This is a genomic window from Actinomadura sp. ATCC 39365 (assembly GCF_054392275.1).
This window is the reverse complement of sequence record NZ_CP184335.1, coordinates 4,077,481-4,095,725: the sequence shown is the minus strand read 5'-3', so window position 1 is coordinate 4,095,725 and position 18,245 is coordinate 4,077,481. Positions and strand designations below refer to the sequence as shown.

12 protein-coding genes and 1 pseudogene are annotated in these 18,245 nt (G+C 75.6%); 5 read left to right on the top strand and 8 right to left on the bottom strand.

Translation table 11 applies throughout. The annotated features are described in order from the left end of the window. Positions 1–308 precede the first annotated feature (308 nt). From ACNF49_RS20325 to ACNF49_RS20315, 3 genes are all read right to left on the bottom strand, one after another. Positions 309–1,823, bottom strand: a complete 1,515-nt coding sequence (locus ACNF49_RS20325) for a heparinase II/III domain-containing protein (protein ID WP_482944682.1) — start codon at positions 1,821–1,823, stop codon at positions 309–311. A 149-nt stretch (positions 1,824–1,972) separates the two neighbouring features. Next, positions 1,973–2,971 (bottom strand): hypothetical protein, encoded by a 999-nt coding sequence (locus ACNF49_RS20320; RefSeq protein WP_482944681.1) that lies wholly within the window; start codon positions 2,969–2,971, stop codon positions 1,973–1,975. Next, complete coding sequence (locus ACNF49_RS20315) at positions 2,964–3,548, bottom strand: RNA polymerase sigma factor (RefSeq protein ID WP_357964622.1); 585 nt, start codon at positions 3,546–3,548, stop codon at positions 2,964–2,966. The genes ACNF49_RS20320 and ACNF49_RS20315 overlap by 8 nt, the downstream gene beginning before the upstream one ends. A gap of 113 nt (positions 3,549–3,661) precedes the next feature. Here ACNF49_RS20315 and ACNF49_RS20310 point away from each other — a divergent pair, with 113 nt between their 5' ends. Then, complete coding sequence (locus ACNF49_RS20310) at positions 3,662–5,134, top strand: FAD/NAD(P)-binding protein (protein ID WP_482944680.1); 1,473 nt, start codon at positions 3,662–3,664, stop codon at positions 5,132–5,134. On the opposite strand, the gene ACNF49_RS20305 is transcribed toward ACNF49_RS20310, so the two are convergent. Beyond that, complete coding sequence (locus tag ACNF49_RS20305) at positions 5,121–6,071, bottom strand: winged helix DNA-binding domain-containing protein (protein ID WP_482944679.1); 951 nt, start codon at positions 6,069–6,071, stop codon at positions 5,121–5,123. The genes ACNF49_RS20310 and ACNF49_RS20305 overlap by 14 nt on opposite strands. 50 nt (positions 6,072–6,121) lie before the next feature. Here ACNF49_RS20305 and ACNF49_RS20300 point away from each other — a divergent pair, with 50 nt between their 5' ends. Further along, positions 6,122–6,643, top strand: coding sequence for a hypothetical protein (locus tag ACNF49_RS20300; protein WP_482944678.1), 522 nt, complete (start codon positions 6,122–6,124; stop codon positions 6,641–6,643). A 53-nt stretch (positions 6,644–6,696) separates the two neighbouring features. Here ACNF49_RS20300 and ACNF49_RS20295 read toward each other — a convergent pair. The 4 genes and pseudogenes from ACNF49_RS20295 to ACNF49_RS20280 all read right to left on the bottom strand — a co-directional run. Further along, positions 6,697–8,232, bottom strand: a pseudogene (locus tag ACNF49_RS20295) (transglutaminase TgpA family protein); the annotation flags it as partial. Next, entirely contained in the window at positions 8,229–9,329 is a 1,101-nt protein-coding gene (locus tag ACNF49_RS20290; RefSeq protein ID WP_482944677.1) for a DUF58 domain-containing protein, read from the bottom strand. The pseudogene ACNF49_RS20295 and the gene ACNF49_RS20290, both read right to left, overlap by 4 nt. Next, complete coding sequence (locus ACNF49_RS20285) at positions 9,330–10,328, bottom strand: AAA family ATPase (RefSeq protein ID WP_357964633.1); 999 nt, start codon at positions 10,326–10,328, stop codon at positions 9,330–9,332. It lies immediately after the preceding gene. Positions 10,329–10,342: 14 nt separating this feature from the next. Further along, positions 10,343–12,484 (bottom strand): fibronectin type III domain-containing protein, encoded by a 2,142-nt coding sequence (locus ACNF49_RS20280; protein WP_482944676.1) that lies wholly within the window; start codon positions 12,482–12,484, stop codon positions 10,343–10,345. A gap of 151 nt (positions 12,485–12,635) precedes the next feature. Here ACNF49_RS20280 and ACNF49_RS20275 point away from each other — a divergent pair, with 151 nt between their 5' ends. The 3 genes from ACNF49_RS20275 to ACNF49_RS20265 are packed head-to-tail and all read left to right on the top strand — an operon-like array spanning position 12,636 to position 18,240. Beyond that, on the top strand, positions 12,636–13,835 hold the full coding sequence (locus tag ACNF49_RS20275; RefSeq protein ID WP_482944675.1) for a hypothetical protein: 1,200 nt from the start codon (positions 12,636–12,638) through the stop codon (positions 13,833–13,835). Next, a complete protein-coding gene (locus ACNF49_RS20270) occupies positions 13,832–15,163 on the top strand; it encodes a hypothetical protein (protein ID WP_357964637.1) in 1,332 nt (443 codons plus the stop codon). Before ACNF49_RS20275 ends, ACNF49_RS20270 begins: the two co-directional genes overlap by 4 nt. 44 nt (positions 15,164–15,207) lie before the next feature. After that, a complete protein-coding gene (locus ACNF49_RS20265; protein WP_482944674.1) occupies positions 15,208–18,240 on the top strand; it encodes a coiled-coil domain-containing protein in 3,033 nt (1,010 codons plus the stop codon). Positions 18,241–18,245: the final 5 nt, after the last annotated feature.

The following is an 18,245-nucleotide window of genomic DNA, read 5'->3' as shown; positions in this document are numbered from 1 at the left end:
TTCATCGCCGGTGATGGTGTGCGGGCGGTGATGCGGTGTCTGGTGGGCGACGTCGCGGCACGGTGTCGCGGTTCTTGGCCGGGCGGCTGGCGGACTGTAGGGAGGACGTGTGCGGGCCGGTCGCGGGGTCCGGCGGTGACGAGGACGCGACGCTGGCCGCTTAACCGCGACGCTGCCCCCCTGCCGCGACGCTGGCCACAGCGCTGGCCGCCCTACCGCGACGCTGACCGCAACGCTGACCGCCCTACCGCGGCGCTGGCTGCCTGACCGTGGCGCTGGCTGCCTGACGAATGTGCGACTGTTTCGTGTCAGGGGGAATGGTTCCATGGCGGGGGCAGGCGGGCGGGGTCAGGGGTGTCGGTGCCTGGGACGATCACGGTCAGGACCTCGGCCGCGCTTCCTGACGTGACCGTCACCGCCTCCTCGGTGCGCAGGTAGCCGGTGGAGACCGTGGTGGTCCCCACCTCCATCCCCGTCGCGGGCCACTGGAGCAGCGTGACCCGCCAGTCGCCGTCGCCGAGCACCACGGCGTCCGCCCGTCGCTCGACCAGTCCTAGCGCGGGGTCGAAGTGCCACAGGCTGCGCAGCGTCCCTGAGGGGACCGAGTCGCGTACGGTCATCACGTCCTCGCCGTGCCCGACCAGGACGCGGCGGGTTCTGGTCACCCCGTAGGCGTCGTCGGCCAGCTCGAACTCCTGACGTCCGGGGCCGAGGTCGGCGTGCACCAGGCGGGTGGCCGTGCCCGGACGGAAGTCCCCGTCCGGGACGGGCACGTTGTGGGCCTGCGGGGTACGGGTCCAGGCCGCGTACTCGGTCCGCTCGTAGGAGTGGAACCCGGCCTCGACCAGGATGCGGCGGCCCTGGGCGCTGTAGGTGACGCCGAGGTGGTCCTCGTGGCCGTGCAGGCGGCGGCCGGGGCCGAACCTGATCGAGTAGTGGGCCGAGCGCGGGTCGTCCCAGGCGGTCCTGCCGAAGACGTACCCGGCGTCGAAGACGCGTACGAGGGGGCCGTCGTGGGGGAAGCCGGGGGCGCGGGTGTCGGCCGGGCTGTCGCCGATGGGGGTCAGGCAGCCGTCGGGCTGGGTGGCGTGCGCGATGTAGCCCTCCAGGGCGGTCCGGCGGGTGGCGAGGCGGGCCGGGGGCTCGGCGCCGCTCTCGCTGATCGCGCGCAGGGCCACGCCGAGGCGGCGGTGCACGTACAGGCCGTAGCGGGGGGCCTGTTCGTGCAGTACGCCCTGGGCGTCGACGGCCAGTTCGGCCGATCCGGTCATCCTGCGTACGGCCAGGTCGCGCCACTTGGCGCGGCCGAGGCGGCAGCCGACGAGCAGCAACCCGATGTCCTGGTCCAGCCCGTGGTTGTGGCCCGCGCGGTAGAGCGCGGGGTCGGCCAGGACCTCGCCGTGCTCGGCCAGGCTCGCCCACAGCAGCGGGGTGCGCACGTGCTCGCTCAGGCAGACCAGCACGGGCGCGCGCAGGGCGACGGCGTGCTCGGCCCACGCCCACGGGCTCAGTTCGTGCCCGCCGCGCGGGTTCCGGCTGATCCACTGCGCGGTCACGTCGGCGGCGCGCTCCAGGCAGGCCCGCTCGCCCGTGCGCTCGTACGCGGCGACCAGCCGGCCCGCCCAGCGCAGCGTGTGCAGGTTCAGCGCCCAGGAGCGGTTGCCGTACGGGTCGGCGGTCCAGTCGATCTCCGTGCCGAGGTCGGCGGGCGGCAGGCCGGCGAACCTGACCCGTCCGTCCATCACCTCCGCGACGTCGGCGGCGGGGAACTGGTCGCTCAGGCAGATGGCCCTGCCGGTGGTCGTGCGGGCACGCCAGAACACGTCGCGGCTCCTGTTTCCGGGCGCGCCGAACTCGCCGCGTGGCGGTCACGCGCCTGCCGGGGTGGGGGTCAGTGCAGGTCGGGTGGGGGCGGTGCGGGTTGAGGTGAGGGTCAGTGCGGGTTGTGGGGCAGTTCAGGTCGGGGTGAGGGTCAGTGCAGGTCGGGGGCCTGGTCGGTCCAGCCTGCCGTGAGGACGATCTGCGAGCCGCCGGTCCCGCCCGCGTCGGTGCCGGCGAGGACCTGGGAGGTGGCCGGATCGATGATCAACGTCCGCCGGACGCCGGTGGGGAGCGGATAGCTGAACGCCTCGCCGGGGCGGCCCAGAGGGTCGGCGCGGCCGCCCAGGTAGCGGACGTCGGGCAGGTCGGCCAGCGCCCGGTAGGCGGCGGCGCGTACGGCGGGAGGTGACGGTTTGCTCCACAGCAGGCCGCTGAGCGCGTCGGCCAGCAGGTCCGCCGAACCGGCGGGCAACATCGCGGCCACCCGCTCCTTGAGCTCCGCGGGGTCGGCGGGCAGCTCCTGGATCTGGCGGAACGTCAGGTCGCGGCCCGCCATGCTGAACGGCGCCCGGCCGGTCACCGGGACGACCCGCCCACGTCCCGCACAGCTCTTCTCGTAGGTCGCCCCCGAGAGGGGCGCTGGGGTGGAGGTGATGGTGAGGGCGGAGTCGGGAGCCGGGGTGGAGGTGCAGGTCCAGGCTCGGCCGTCTCTGGTGGCCCAGAGCTCGGTGAGGCGGTCGCCGTCGTGCAGCCGGCCGATGTGCCAGTAGGCCGCCTGCTGCCCGGAGGCCGCCGTACTGGCCGCCGCGAGCAGGATGGAACGGCCCGGCACGGCGGACGGCGTCCCTCTGACCAGCATGAGGGCCACGGCGAGCGCGGCGGCCGTGGCCAGGGAGAGCGCCGACCACCGCGCCAGGCGCCGGCGGCGGCGCGCGGCCGCCACCCGCCGCCACACCCTGGCCTGGGCGTAGGGGGCGGGCGCCGGATGCCCGAACAGGTCGCGGACGGCCCGCAGGTCGTCACCGCCGGGGAACGAACGCGGGTCGTGATCGGCCCGGGACTGCTCGGGAACGGAGGCCGAGCGCGGGTCGGCGGCGGGTCGGGGCTCCTCGGAGGCGGAGGGTGAGTGGGAGGCGCGGGGGTCAGCCATGGGTGGCCTCCAGGACGTGCGTGCCGAGCAGGCCGCGCAGCTTCCTGCGGGCCCGGCTGAGCCGCGACCCGACGGTCCCGTACGGGATGCCGAGGACGGTGGCGATCTCGTCGTGGCTCAGCCCGGCGAGCGCGACGAGCAGCACCACGTCGCGGTCGCGCCGGTCGAGCTCGGCCAGGGCGGCGGCCAGGTTGGGGCGCAGGCTCTGGGCGCTGACCCGCAGGGCGACGGCCTCCTCGTGGCCGGGCGCGTCGCCGTCCGGGCCGCAGCGGCCGAGCGCCCGCAGCGTGCGGGCCTCCAGCCTGCGCTGCTTGCCGATGAGGTTCGTGGCGATGCCGTAGAGCCAGGCGCGCACGCCCGCCCGCGTGGGGTCGTAGTGCGCGCGCTTGCGGAAGGCGGTCAGGAAGGTCTCGGCGACGATGTCCTCGGCGTGGTCGGGGCCGAGCCGCTGGGCGACGTAGGCGTGGATCTCGCCGAAGTACCGGTCGAACACCTCCTCGAAGCGCTCGTCGAGCGTGCGCTCGCCGGGCGCGCGGGCGGCCCACGGCACCGCCGTCGCGATGGTCTCCCCCGTCATGTCCTGCCTCCGTGCGTCAAGTGGTTCTTCTCTTATCACCCGACGCGCCGGATCGCTTTCACGACAATTCACTCTCAACGGTCACACGCCCTCTTCCCGGGTAGGCGGACGGCATGGGGGAGCTGGTCATCGCCCTGGTCGGGGTGGGACCGCGCGGGTTGTCGGTGCTGGAACGGCTGCTGGTCCGGCTGGCCGGGCTCGACCGCGCGGTGACCGTGTGGGCGTTCGACGCGGTGGGGCACGGGGACGGGCGGGTGTGGCGGGCCGGCCAGCCCGCGTGGTTCGGCGCCAACACGACGGCGGGCGAGAGCACGGTGCGCTCGCCCGACGGTCTGCTGCCCGAGGAGCGGTTCGGGTCGCTGGCCGTCTGGGGCGGCCTGGACCCGGCGGAATGCCCGCCGCGCCGGCTCTACGGGCAGTACCTGGCCGCCGCGTTCGCGGCGTTGTGCGCCTCGGCGCCGCCGCGGGTGGGGGTGCGTCCGGTGGTGGCCGAGGTGACGCGGATCGTGCGGGCGGCGGACGGGCTGCGGGTGGACGCGGGCGGGACGGCGTACCGGGTGGACAAGGCGGTGCTGACGACCGGGCACGCGGACGTGGAGACCACGCGGGAGCAGCTCACGCTGGCCCGGCACGCCGAGCGGTGGAGCGGGGCCGTCTACGTCCCGCCGGGGCTGGCCGTGGAGATGCCGCTCGACGTCCTGCCGCCGGGGGCCGCGGTCGCGGTGCGCGGGCTCGGGCTTACCTTCTACGACGTGCTGCGGGCGGTCACGCTGGGCCGGGGCGGCCGGTTCACCGGCGGGTCCGGCGGCCTGCGCTACCTGCCGAGCGGGAACGAGCCCCGGCTGCTGGCGATGTCGCGCGGCGGGCTGCCGTTCCTGGCCCGGCCGTCCGTGCCCGCCTTCCCCGCGCCGGCGGTGCCGCTGCGGGTGATCACCGAGGAGCGGCTGGCGGGGCTGCGCGCGGACGCGGCGGCGGCGACCGGCACGCCGCAGCTCGACTTCGCCCGCCTGGTGGAGCCGCTGATCCAGTACGAGGCCGACCTGGCCTGCATGACCGGGGCGGCGCGCCCCCTGGGCACGCTGGCGCGTCCCTTCGCAGGACGGCGCTTCGCCACCCCGGACGCCTATCGCGCCCGCCTGGCGGCCCTGCTGCGGGCCGACGCCGGACGGGCGCGCGCGGGCTGCGCGGGCGGCGTGCTCAAGGCGGCGACCGAGATGTTGCGGGCGATCAGGCCGCTGCTCCCGGCGATCGTGGACTTCGGCGGTCTGCTGCCGGACTCCCACCGCGACTTCCTCGGCAGGTTCGCGCCGGAGAGCTTCGTGTTGTCGGCCGGGCCACCCGCCGCCCACGTCGAGCAGCGCGGGCCGGCGGTGACGCGGTCGCCCTACCGGGTGCTGGACGCGCGCGGGCGGCCCGATCCCGACATCCACGCGCTCGGCGTGGCGACCGGCGACACGCGCTGGTTCACCGAGGTCGGCACGGGCCGGCCGGGCCGCGACAGCCCGTTCCGCCGCGACGCCGACGCCGTGGCCGCCGCCCTGCTCGGCCAGGAAGAGCGCGGCCAGGACGGGGTCAGCGCCCGCTGAGGAAGCGGCGGACGTCCTCGACCTCCGCCCGGACCAGCTCCTCGGGCAGTTCATCGAACGGCTGCACGCTCACCTGCGTGCCCTTCCTGGACCACACGCCGGCCACCGTCCCCGCGGACAGCACGACCGGGCGCAGGACGCCGCCGCCGGGGAACACCTTCGCGGCGTGCTCGGGAGCCAGGACGCCGTCCCTGCCGTGCCAGCCCATCAGGTACTCGTCGAAGGCGGGCGCGAGGCGCAGCACGGGCTCGCCGGGCTCGGGCGGGTCCTGGGCTGCGCTCGTCCGCCAGGCGGCGCGGGCCTCGCCGAGCGGCAGGCCGGACCAGGCGGCCAGGTCCTCGGGGGTGGCCGGGTGGTGGGCGCGGCGGTAGCGCACGGCCAGCTCCTTCAGCGCCTTCCCCCGGTCGGGCTCGGGCACGACGGGCGCGCCGAGCCAGTCGCCCGCGTGCACGTACGTCGGCTTGCCCGCCCTGGACGGGCCGAGCACCGCCAGGCCGTGGTGGGCGGCCAGCGCCATCAGGTGCACGACGCCCTGGCCGCGGGCCCGTCCGGCGAGGCGTTCCGTCAGCTCGGCCTTGGTCAGCGGGCCCTGGCCGGCGAGGGCGCCCTCGGCGAGCGGGAGCAGGTCGTCGCCCGTGACGCCCTCCTGCCGCAGGCGGCGCAGGGCCGCGGTGTCGCTGCTGGTGAGGGCGTGGATCCAGGGGAGGTCGTCGGCGTGCACGAAGTGCAGCGTGCCGCGCGGGCCCCACGTCCTGACGATCTCGCGGGCCTGCCAGGCGGCCTCGATGCCGGACGGTGTGAGGGTGGCCGAGCGGGCGCGGAAGGCGAGCAGGGCGGAGGGCACGTCCTGGGCCTGGATCGCGGTCAGGTGCCGGACGACGTCGGCCGCGGTGAGGCCGGGCGGGCGGTGCAGGAGCTGGGCCTCGACGCTTCTCATGGCCTGGATCATCGCAGGAGGAGGCGGTCGCGCAGGCGGGTGGGGAGGGGGTGCGCGAGCGTGCGGCGCGGCGGACGGCGTCGCTGCTGTCCCATGCGCGGGCGGCGTCGGCGTCGGTGACGCCGTCGGGGGCGTACCGGACGAAGTTCGAAATTTCGGCCAACGGCCTGAGATGGGTGGTGATGTCGGGCGGCTGGCCGGTCAGGACGTCCTCGGCGGTCAGCGTCCGCCTGCCGCCCAGCCGCAGGTCGTCACAGGTCTGCCGCCAGGCGCCGAGCACGCGGTCGCCGGGCCCCCCGCCGCGTCTCCTGGACCGCCTGCGCCACCAGGGCAGCACGGCGGCCATCGCCGCGTACGCCACCAGCAGGCTCCCGCCCACGGCGGCGGCGAGCATCCAGGGCGACGGCCCGCCGCCGGGCCGCGCGCCCTGTTCCCCGGCCTTCGGCCGGGCCGTGCCGGACCGGTCGCCGCCCCCGCGCGTGAACTCGCCCTCCAGCTGCTCGCTCTCCTCGATCGCCGAGGAGACGACGTCGTGGTCGTCCTTGGCGCCGCTGCGGCCGGGCGTGGGGTAGAACGGCCGCCAGCCCAGCCGCTCGAACTTGATCTCCGCCCACGCCATGACGTGCCCCGACCTGACGTGGTAGACCCCGCCGGACGCCTGTCCCGGCCGGAAGCCCACCACCACCCGCGACGGCAGCCCGAGCGTCCTGGCCATGAGCGCGAACGTCGCCGCGAACTGCTCCGACGTGCCCCGGTGCGTGGTCCGCAGGAAGAACTCCAGGCCCTTGAGCGAGTGGCCGGGCGGCGCGGTGACGTCGTAGGAGGCGCTGGTGCGCAGGTAGCTCTGCAGCCGGTACGCCTGCTTGATCGGCGCGTCCGCGCCCTTGGTCGCCTCCTGCGCGAGCTCGCGGAACAGCTTCTCCTGCGGCCCCGGCGGGAACGCGGTCAGCGCGGCGTCCTCGTGCGCGGGGGTGGCCGCCAGCAGGTCCTCCTTGGACGGCTCCGGCACCTTGGACGTCACCTCGTAGGCGAAGCCCTTGCCGGGACGCCCGCCGGTTCCCGCGGCGGGGTCGGCCAGCAGGGCGCCGCTCTGCGGGTCGGCGGCCAGCCCGGGTACGCCGTCGACCTCGACCGGCCGTTCGGCGGCGGGCAGCCACGTCCCCGGCAGCCCGGTGAAGGTCACCCGCTGCCGGACGACCCGCGCGGCCCCCGTCCACTCCCCCTCGGGGATCCGGCCGCCCGTGGGACGGAAGCGGGCCCCGGACGTCCAGCGCACGCCGTCGTAGCGGTCGAGCACGGCCAGCCGCCAGTTGAGCGGCTTGTCCGCCTTGACGGTGAACAGCTCCCTGTCGGGGATCTGCAGCCAGCCCGACACGCGGTCGAGCGGGCTCACGCTGTCCACCCGCCGGGGCGGCGGCAGTTCGGCGTCCCGCCTCGGGTCGTAGGGCTGCGCCGCCACGGGCAGCAGCGGCCCCACCACCAGGGCCAGAGCGGCCAGGACGGCGGCGGCGGGCAGGCCGCCGAGCAGCCAGAGCGGCGAGCGGTCGTCGCGGACCAGGGCGAGGGCGGCGACGAGCACGAACAGGGCTGCGGCGACCGGCAGGTTCGAGCCCTCGCCGTCCACGCCGAGCAGCAGCGCGGCGGCGAACACGGCCAGGGCGGGGACGGCGGCGGCGATCCTGGTGCGGGTGCGGGTGAGGGTCTCGGCGCCGATGACGGCCGCGGCCCAGACGAGCGTGTGCACGAGGACGAGCAGGCGCGGCTCGGGCTGGGCGGGGAGCAGTGTGGTGAGCAGCGCGTGCCAGGCGTCGGCCACGTCGGCGAGCACGCCGGGGGCCAAGCCGCGGTAGAGCGGGATCGTCCCGGCGATCCAGGCGACGAGGTCGAGCGCGAGCGCTAGCCACAGGGGCCGCCGTGCGGTGAGCGCCGCCACCAGGACGGGTGCGACGGCGGCGGGCGCGATCGCGAGCAGGAGCTCCCCGCCGGGGAAGACCCGGTGGAACCCCCACCCGGCGACCCCGGCGACGGCCGCCACCACCACCAGCCCGGCGCCTCCCCGCCACCCCACCCCGGACGCGGGCGCGGAAGGGAAAGGAGCGGGCGTGGAAGGGGCAGGCGCGGGCGGGACAGGAGCGGGCGCCGGGGGTGCTGGGGGCGTCATCGGGAGGTCCAGGCGAAGGGAAGGGCGGCCAGGTCGGTGAGCGGGACGACCGTGACGCCCGGGACGCTCACCGGCCCAGGACCGGTGTGCACGCAGATCACCCGGTCGAAGCGCCGCCGGACGCCCGCCGCCCGTCCCACCTCGGCCGCGTCGCCGGTGACCAGCACCAGCGCCCCGCCGCCGCGCGCCAGCCGCATGGTCTCCCCCACGCCCGCCGTGCCCGGCCGCGCCAGGGCGAGCCGGTCGAGGATCGCGTCGGGATCGGCGTCGGCCTTGGCCTCGGCCGCCGCCCGCTCGCCGGCCAGCACCCGCACCGGGAAGCCCGCGCGGGCGGCCGCCACCGCCACGGACGCCGCCGCGTCGACCGCCAGTTCCGTCAGCTCCCGCGTGTCCAGGACGACGGTCGTGGTGGGCAGGCTCGCGTCGATGAGCTGGCGCACCATCAGCGTGCCGGTCCTGGCGCTGGAGCGCCAGTGGACGTGCCGCAGGTCGTCGCCCACGACGTACTCGCGCAGGGTGTGGAAGGTGACGGTGCCGCTGGGGGCGTTGTCGCTGGTGGGCCCCTCCAGGTGGTGGGCCCGGCCGGACGGCGGCACGGAGAGCGCGACGGTGCGCGGGCGGACCAGGAGGGTGACGGCGTCGCCGTACCGCCGCACCCGGCGCGTGAGGCCGAACGGGTCGGCCCGGACCAGCAGCAGCGGCCCGACCGGGATCTCGCCGCGCACGTCGGTGGGCAGCGGGTAGGAGACGGTGCGCGCGGCGTTCCTGGGCAGCCGCGGCAGGCCGATCAGGTGCTCCGACGCCCCCACGCGGTCCTGGACGCGAAGCCCCGACAGGCCGCGCCGGCCCCGGTTGACCACGTTCAGCACCGCGACCGCCGCCTCGCCCCTCGGCACCTTGAGCGGCGTCACCTCGCGCCGCACCTCCAGGTCGGGGGCGGGGGCCGTCCAGGCGAGGGCGGCGGCCGGGGCGAGCACGCCGCCGGTGGCCAGCACGACCGGCTCGGGGTAGCCGAGCGCGAACCCCGCCGCGTAGAGCGCCGCCGAACCCGCGAGCGTGGCCCACCCGAGCGGGGTGAACAGGGCCGTGAGCCGCATCTACGCCGCCTGCGGCACCGGCATCCCGGCGAGGATCTCGCCGAGCGCGGACGCCGCGCCGATCTCGCGCAGCTCGGCCTCCGGCGTGACGATCAGCCGGTGTGCCAGCACCGGGACGGCCAGCGCCTTGACGTCCTCGGGCACCACGTAGTGCCGTCCGGCGGCGGCCGCCCTGACGCGGGCGGCGCGCAGCAGCGCGAGGCTCCCCCGGGGGCTCGCGCCCAGCCGCAGGTGCGGGCTGGTACGGGTGGCCGCGCACAACCCGACGATGTAGTCGTAGACCGGGTCGGCCACGTGGATGCGGGAGGCGAAGTCGATCATCCCGGCCACGTCCGTCGCCCGCGCCACCACCGGCAGCCGCTCGACCTGCGGCCCGGTCGGCCCGCCCTTGAGCACCTCGACCTCCGACACGTGGTCGGGGTAGCCGACGGAGATCTTCATCAGGAACCGGTCGAGCTGGGCCTCGGGCAGCGGGTACGTGCCGTCCATGTCCACCGGGTTCTGCGTGGCCACCACCAGGAACGGCCGCGGCACCGGGTGCGGCTCGGCGTCCACCGTGACCCGGCGCTCCTCCATGACCTCAAGCAGGGCCGACTGGGTCTTGGGCGAGGCCCGGTTGATCTCGTCGGCGAGCACGATGTTGGCGAACACCGGGCCCTGGTGGAACTCGAACTTCTGGTGCGCCTGGTTGAAGATCGACACGCCGGTGATGTCGCTCGGCAGCAGGTCGGGGGTGAACTGGATGCGCCGCCACTCGGCGTCCACGCTGGCCGCGACCGAGCGGGCGAGGGTGGTCTTGCCGGTGCCGGGGACGTCCTCGATGAGCAGGTGGCCCTCGGCGAACAGGCAGATCAGGGCCAGTTCGACGGCCTCGCGCTTGCCGCGGACGACGCGTTCGATGTTGCCGGCCAGGAGCTGGAACCGCTGCGCGAACTGGCCGGCCAGGGCGGCGGGCTGCTGGGCCTGGGCCATCTGGTCCGGGTAGTTGTACTGGGTCAACCGGGTCCCCCTCCTCAGTCGGTGCACTCGAAGAGCGGTGGCGCCGGGAACGAGCCGCGGGGCGTGGTCATGAGCGTCTCGCTCAGGTAGGCCACGCCGCCGTTCCACTCGATCCTGTTCCAGACGTCGCTGGTCTCCTTGGATTCGTCCTCCGTGACGCTCTGGCCCTTGACCTGGCAGATGACGGTGAGCGAGACGTACTGCCCCTTCGGGATGCTGCCCGCCTCGCCGGTCTTCGTCGCGGCGGGGCGGACCAGCGTGTCCACCACGTTGTTGTTGGCGTTCTTGTACTGCTGCCTCGGGTAGGTCAGGTCCACCTCGGCGGTGGCCACGTCCGGGCTCTCCCCCGCCGCGTTCGTGGCCTTGAGCTTGAAGGCGTACTTCGCGTTGTTCTTCAGCCCGTCCACGGTGAACGACGTCCCCTTGATCGCGTCGTTCGCGGCCCCGCCGCTGAGCTGGTAGGTCACGCCCGCGTCGCCGTTCTCGGGGGCGTTCCAGGTCAGCTCGGCGCCCCGGTTCCTGGGCTTGGCGGCGAAGTTCGACGGCGCCCCGGGCGCCACGCAGGGCCTGGCCCCCGCGCTCTGCTCCGACTCCACCTCGCCGCCCGGCCAGTGGGCGACGACGACGAAGGTGTACTCCCGGGCGCAGTCGCCGCCGGTGAACTCGAACTGGAACGGCCCGTCGCCGTCCACCGACTGCGGTTCCGGCCGTCCCTCGCCGGACGCCTTGAGCGTGTAGCGCTCGACCTTGCCGCCGGTGGACGGGCTGAAGGTGACGGTCACCCGGCCGGGGCCCGATCGCGCGGTCACCGCGCCGGGCGCGCCGGGCGCGGTGGTGGGCGTCGGGGTCGGGGTGGGGGTGGTCGTGGGGGTGGTCGTGGGGGTCGGCGTGGCCGTCCTGGCCGGACGGCGGGGCCGCTCGGCGTCCTTCGTCCTGGTCGGGTCGGGTTCGCTGGTCTCGGGCGGATCGTCCGGCGGCGGGTCGGTGATCGTGGGGTCGGGGCGCGGGGTCTGCTTGGGCTTGGGGGTGTTGGTCGGCCCCGGTACGTCGGAGTCGTCCTTGTCCACGTCGTGCTTGCGGCCCTCGGGGTCGATGACCAGGGCCTTGTCACCGTTCTCGTCGTTGGCCCAGAGCAGGCCGTCCTTGACGAACACGTCCACCGGGCCCGGCCCGTCCGCCACCTGCAGCGTGGTGGGCCGCCCGCCGGCGGCGCTGTCCCAGACGATCAGCGCGCCCCGGCTCTTGTCCGGTACGTACACCTTCGACCCGAGCACCTGCGGCACCCCGAGCCCGGCGGGGTCGTCGATCGCGAACCTGGTGCTGAGCACGGCGTTGGAGGAGGTGTCGAGCACGACGAGCAGCCCCGAGCCGCCCGGCGTCAGCACCGGGACGAGCGGGCCCTCGGTCGTGGCCGGGGTGAGCACGCCGCCCTTGGCCGCCCGCGCGACCTCCTTGGGCAGGGCGATCTCGCCGACGCCGCCGTCCGCGCCGATGGTGACGGCGGTGGCGGCACGCGTGTTGACCACGACGGGCAGGCCGCCGGCGATGGTCACGGCCAGCTCCTCGCCCGGTTCGCCCACCTTGACGGGGGGCGCGGCGACGCCGCCGGACACCGGCACGACCTCGCCCCTGGCGGTCACCGGCACCCACAACCGGCCGCCGCCGTCGATCCTGGCCGCGCCGAGCGGGCCGGGCAGGGTGACCGGCGCGCCCACGGCGTTCAGCGTGACCGGGTCGATGCGCTGGACGCGGCCCGCCGCCGGGTCGACGGCGTAGGCCGTGCCGCCGGAGACGGCGAGCTGCATCCCGGCCGCGCCGAGGTCGCGCGTCTGGGTGACGGTGAGCTGGCTGGGCTCGACCCGGCTGACGAAGCCGGTGCGGTCGTCGACGAGCAGCACGTTCGTGCCGTCCTGGACGACGCGCAACTGCTTGCCGGCCTTGTCGTCGAGGTAGCCGTCCACCTCGCCCGACAGGCCGTTCACGTGCACGACCCTGCCCCTGGCCTTGGTCCACAGCCACGCTCCGACGTCGGCCAGCTCCGGATTGGCGCTGGAGACGCCCACGCCGAACCACGCCGCCGCGGCCACCAGGATCACGGCCGCCCCACCGGCCATCAGGGCCGTCGCCCGGTCCCCGCCGAGCACACGGATGGACAACCGTCACTCACCCCGTATGTGCGATCACAGAGAGTTTGCCCCGCTTTAACCGGGATCACCCTAGCGGGCAGGAGTCCCATCCGCGTCCGTACCGGCTGGTAGCCCGCGCCGGGTTCCGAGTCTGTCGGTCTGAAGCCGTACCTTAGTGCGCGTGTCCGAACAGCCCCTGACCCTCGACGCCGCCCTCTCCGAGGAGGCGGTGCTGTCGACCTACCGCCGCATGTTCGCCGCGCTGGCCCGCGACAGCGGCGCGGTGGTCGACGACCCCGCCCTGGTCGACATCGCCGAGACGCTGTTCGCGGCGTTCGCCGAGGCGGGCGAGGAGTGGCTGACGCACGAGCAGATGCGCTTCGCCTGCCGGGCCTACCCCAGCGACCAGTTCGACAACCGGCTGCGGGTGCTCAAGGGGCTCGGCGCGATCCGCGAGGTGTTCCCCAAGCCCAACCAGCTCCGCTACCGCGCCTCGTTCACCAGCGTCGTCGGCCTGATGTTCATCCGCCGCATGATGGACGACGGCGGCCAGTCCGAGATGCACCGCCTGCTCGCCCTGGAAGACCTCAACGTCGCCGACCCCCGCACCACGAGCGAGGAGGCCCGGCAGAGCGCGGTCAACCTGGCGCGCGCGTTCCGGCTCTGGGCCCTGGAGCTGATCACGCTGACCACGGGCACCATCGAGGAGCTGCGCGAGCAGGCCCCCAAGCTCTGGGGCACCGAGGAGATCGCCCGGCGCGCCCAGGGCCTGCACGGCACGATCCTGACCCGCTGGCCCGAGCTCGACCGGGTCTGCACCGACCTGCGGGCGTCCATCTACTCCTACAGCGACGCCTCGCGCCGCGCCGCCGGCCGCCTGGCCGACTCGGCGGGCACCACCCGCAACCTGACGCTGCTGCCCACCGAGACGTGGCGCACGTTCGCCCAGACCGCCTCCAAGGAGCGGCTGGCCTCGGTGCTCGACGGGTTCGTCTTCGACGCGCCCGCGCCGTGGCACGATCCGGCCGCCGTCGCGCGGGCGGTCGACGAGGCGCCGCGGCCAGCTCCCGTCCAGCCCACTCCCCCGCGTTCGGCGCTGCCCGACCCCGGGCCCGAGGGCTCGCTCGACTCCTCGCCGGGGGCCGCCGTCGAGCGGCTCACGCAGGTGGCCGAGTCGCTGCTCGGCGCCGCCTCGCGGGTCGCGCTGGCCGACGTGATCGGCTCCGACTGGCCCGCCGCCCGCCGTCTGCTCGCCGACCTCACCACCGCCGACCTGCGCCCCGAGCTCCCCTATCGGCTCGCCTGGTCCGACGGCCTGACCGTCGATCCCGACGGCGAGCCCGCCTGGCTGTCCCACGGCTACCTGGAGCGCACCTCATGACGTCCACCGGTTCTCCGGCCTCCGAGCGCGGCCGGTCCGCGGGCCAGGCGCTCGCCCACGCGCGGGCGCGCTCCGGCGGGCCGCTGCGGCTGGGGGCGGGCGTGCCGGCGCCCGCCGGGATGACCCGCCTGACCCGGCCCGACTCCACCGGGCACGCGCTGCCGGTGTGGCCCGACGGGGTGACGCCGTCGCTGCTGGAGGAGTACCAGGTCGCCGCCGTCCCGGTGGAGCGGGCCGGCGAGACGCGGCGGGTGCTGGCGGCCACGCTCAAGTGCTGCTGGAACGATCTCTCCGTCGATCCGTGGCCCGGCGACCCGGCGCCCGTCGAGCTGGTGCTCGACACCTACCGGGCGCTGATCGGGCGTACCGACGACCTGATGCGCAACTGGGCGCGGGGCGCGCTGCGGCGGCTGCACGACTCGGCGTGGATCGTCCTCGACGACGGGGTGGTGACGCTCGGGCCGCGCTGCGCGCTGTGGCCGGTGGAGTCGCACGCCCAGTTGCAGGAGCTGGTCCGCCGCCTGCCCGAGCCCGAGCGGCCGGAGCTCACGGTGGTGGGCGACGCCGACATCGTGGCCGCGGCGGTCCTTCCCCTGCCCGGCGCGGGAGGGCGGGCCGAGCTCGGCGTGGCGGAGTTCGACGACCTGCTGGGGGCCTACGACGAGCGGCGGCGGGCCGAGCTGGTGGCCGCGTTCATGGTGGTCGAGCACGCCGCCGAGCCGGTCGCCGAGGGCCGCTTCGCCGCGCTGCGCGATCCGGCGCTGCGCCACACGCTGGGCGAGATGCTGGCCCGCCGCGGCCGTGCCCTCATCCAGCTGCGCGAACGCTGGACCTCCGGCTACGACGACAGCCACACGGCCGCGCTGGCCCAGCCCCCGTCCCCCGCCCCCGAGCCGGAGGCGGGCCTGGAGACGGCGGGCGCGGAGGCGGCGGATCGCCCGCCGGCGGTCGCGGGGGGCGCGGGGCTCGGCGTGAGCGAGCGGGCGGTGCTGACGCTGGTGCTGGTGCACTCGGTCGCGATCCCCAGGGCCGAGGGCCTGCTGCCGGAGGACTCCTGGTTGTCGCCGCACCCCACCCCGGTCGAGGAGCTGCGCCGCCACACCCAGGTCCCGATCGGCGAGCTGGAGTCGGCGCTGCGCACGCTGCGGCACGCCGGCCTGCTGGCCCAGGTGAAGGCCGGCGAGGAGGCGGGCGGCTACGTCCCCGGCCCGCAGTTCCACCGGCTCACGCCGGCGGCCCGGCGGCGGCTGCAGGAGGAGCTGATCCTCGCCGCCGGCCCGCACACGCCGCTCGCGGCGGCCGTACGCGCCCGCAGGTCGGCGCAGTGAACGTCAGGACAGATGGAAGGGTTACGGGGGTTCGGGTGTCGCAGATGGAGAACGTCGTCGGAGACCGGGTGCTGATCGCCGTGCAGGCGGTCAACATCTCACGGCTCTCGACCCATCCGGTGCCCACGGTCCCCGGCACGCTCATCGTCGTCGCGGGCGCGGGCCCCAAAGACTCCAACGGCGCGGGCAAGTCGTCGTTCATCGCCTCGATCACGGCGCTGCTCGGCGACGAGCAGTGGCGGTTCGCCTCGGGCGCCAAGGCGGTCTCCGAGCTGCTCTTCAACGCCGAGCTGGCCAGCGGCGCGGGCGCCCGCCAGTGGGCGAGCGCCGACCACGGCTACATCGTGGGCGTCTTCGGCCCGCCCGGCACGGACTCCTTCGCCCCGCCGCCCGCCCCGGCCCCGGCCGAGCCGGTCGCCTCCGCCGACCTCACCCTGGCCGATGAGGGCGAGGAGGACAGCGGGGAGCTGTTCGAGGTGCCCGACACCTCGGGCGGCGCGATCACCGTGTGGCTCAAGGTCAACCAGGAGGCTCCGCACCTGGAGATCCGCTGGCGGGAGGGCGTCCATCTGGCCGCCTCGCCGTCCGAGGCCGAGCGGGTGGCGCGGGCCGACGAGATCTGGGCGTCGCTGCCGAGGTCGGCGGGCAAGCGCGACGTCGTGGCCCGCGACCTGACCAAGGTGCTCTACGGCGACCGGGTCAGGTGCGTGTCGTTCCTGTCCACGTCCGTGCGCAGCAAGGTCGCCACCAACCTGCTCTCCCAGCCGCTCAACGAGATCTCCCCCGAGCGGGTCTTCGAGGCCATCGCGGCGCTCACCGGCCTCGACGCCGAGCTGGAGCAGGAGCGCGAGGCCCGGCGCGACGAGCACGCCAAGCGGGTGCGGGCGGCGCAGGCGGCCGACCGGCTGGCCGAGTTCGAGGTGGAGTCGAAGGCGCTGCTCGGCACGTTCGACCGCCGCGACCAGGCCCGGGTGCGCCTGGCCGAGGCGTTGCGCTGCTGGCGCGGCAGGCAGGCGCGCAAGCTCGCCGACGCCGCCGCCAAAGACGAGCTGCTGGCCGCCGACCTCGACCGCCACCGCGCCGCGGGCGAGTCGGCCGCCGATGAGATCGCGCTGGTCAAGGCCGAGATCGCCACGCTGCGCGAGGACACCTTCGACCGCCAGGTGTCCCAGGCGCGCAAGGAGCTGGCCGCCCTGCAGGCCCGTGGCACCAAGCTCGACGCCGACCGCGCGGTGGCCGAGAACTCCGCCGACGAGCTGCGTGCCGCGATCCCGGCGCTGGAGGAGACGCGCAGGTTCGCCGACGGGCGTGACGTGCCCGCCGCCGAGGGCGAGCTGCGGCAGGCCGGGCTCCGGCTCAACGAGGCGCTCAAGGCGCTCGGCGTGGCCGACCAGGAGGTGTCCTCGGCGCGGGCGGCGCTCGACGACGCGGAGGGCGGCCCGGCCGCGGCCCAGCTCGACGCGCTGTCGGCGGCGGGGGTCGGGGCGACCGGCCTGCTCGACGCCCTCGACGTGGCCGAGCAGGCCCGCGACGCCGCCCTTCCCGGCGCCGGCCTGCGCGGCTGGCCGCACGAGCACGCCGTCATCGTCGACGCCGCGCGGCTCGGCGAGGCGGCCCGCGCCCTGGCCGAGCTGCCGGGGTCCGTGCTGGTCAGCGCGGCCGGGGTGAGCGTGGTGGGGGCGTTCGACGGGGTGGCGACCGGGCGGGAGGCCCGCATCAAGGCCGCCGGCCAGCGGCTCAACCGGGCCGAAGACGCCCAGGAGAACGCCGCGGCGGTGGTGCGCGAGGCCGAGGAGGCCGTCGCCGAGGCGCAGCGGCGGCTGGAGGGCGCGCGGGCCGGGGTGCGGCTGGCGGAGCTGGAGGCCAGGCTGGCCGAGCGGCGTGACCGGCTCGTCGGGCTCAACGCGGCGATCGAGGAGCTGGCGCCGAAGGTCGCCGAGGCCGAGCGGCAGGCGGGCGCGCTCGACTTCCGGGCCCGTACCCGGGACATGGAGATCGAGCGCCTCGAGGGGCGGCGGCAGCGGCACGAGAGCGAGCGGGCGCAGGCCCGCGAGCAGGAGGCCAAGGTCACCGCCGAGCGCGAGTCGCTCAGGCTCGAAGCGCTGGCCGCCGACTGGGGCGGCACGGTGGAGACCGCCCGCGAGTGGATCGCGGCGCTGCCGGAGGAGGAGCGCCCCCGCGCGGCCGAGGAGTGGTGGCGCGTCGCCGAACGCCACTTCGACCAGGCGTTGCGCGACACCTTCCCCGAGGAGGACGCCGAGATCCCGGAGGAGCTGGCGTTCCTGCTGTCGGAGCGGGGCGGCAGCACGGCGCGCGAGCAGGCGACGTTCGCGGCGGTGTGCGGGGCGCTGGCCTCCTACCTGCGCGGCCAGGAGGAGTACGAGAAGCACCAGCGGCGGCAGATCGAGGCGCAGGTCGTCTCCCGGCAGCGCGACCTGGCGGCGGCGGCCCGGGGCGCGGAGGAGGCGGCGCAGTCCACGGCCGTCCACCGGGCGGCGCTGACGGCGGCGATCAGGGCGAGGCTGACGCGGGTGGCCGAGGAGTTCGAGAAGCTCGACACCTCCTACGGCGGCTACGGCGCGACGCTGGAGTTCCCGGTGCCGCCCGCACCCGCCGACCCCGAGCAGCGCTGGCAGTGGCGGGTGACGCCGAAGTGGCGGCGGGGCGAGGGGCAGGGGTTCGTGCCGTACAACCGGCGGGCCAACACCGCGCTCATGGACGAGAAGGCCGTCAAGCTGGTGTGCGCGGCGGCCATCGCCTCCTCCGGCGGCGGCCATCTGTGCCTGGTGCTCGACGAGCTCGGCCGCAACCTGGGCAAGGAACATCGCAGGGAGGCGGTCGCGCTGTTCCGGCGGATCGGCGAGACGTACGGCATCACGGTGATCGGGGCGCTGCAGGACGACATGGAGCCGTACGCGATCGACGCCTGCGGCCAGTACGTCAAGCTGCGGCGGTCGTCGGACGCGATGCCGTACAACGAGCCGCCGGTGATCGTCGGCCACGACCAGCACGCCGAGCGGGTGCGCGCGCTGGCCGCGTACGTCGACCGCGGCCAGCCGGTCGAGCAGCCGGTGTAGCGGGC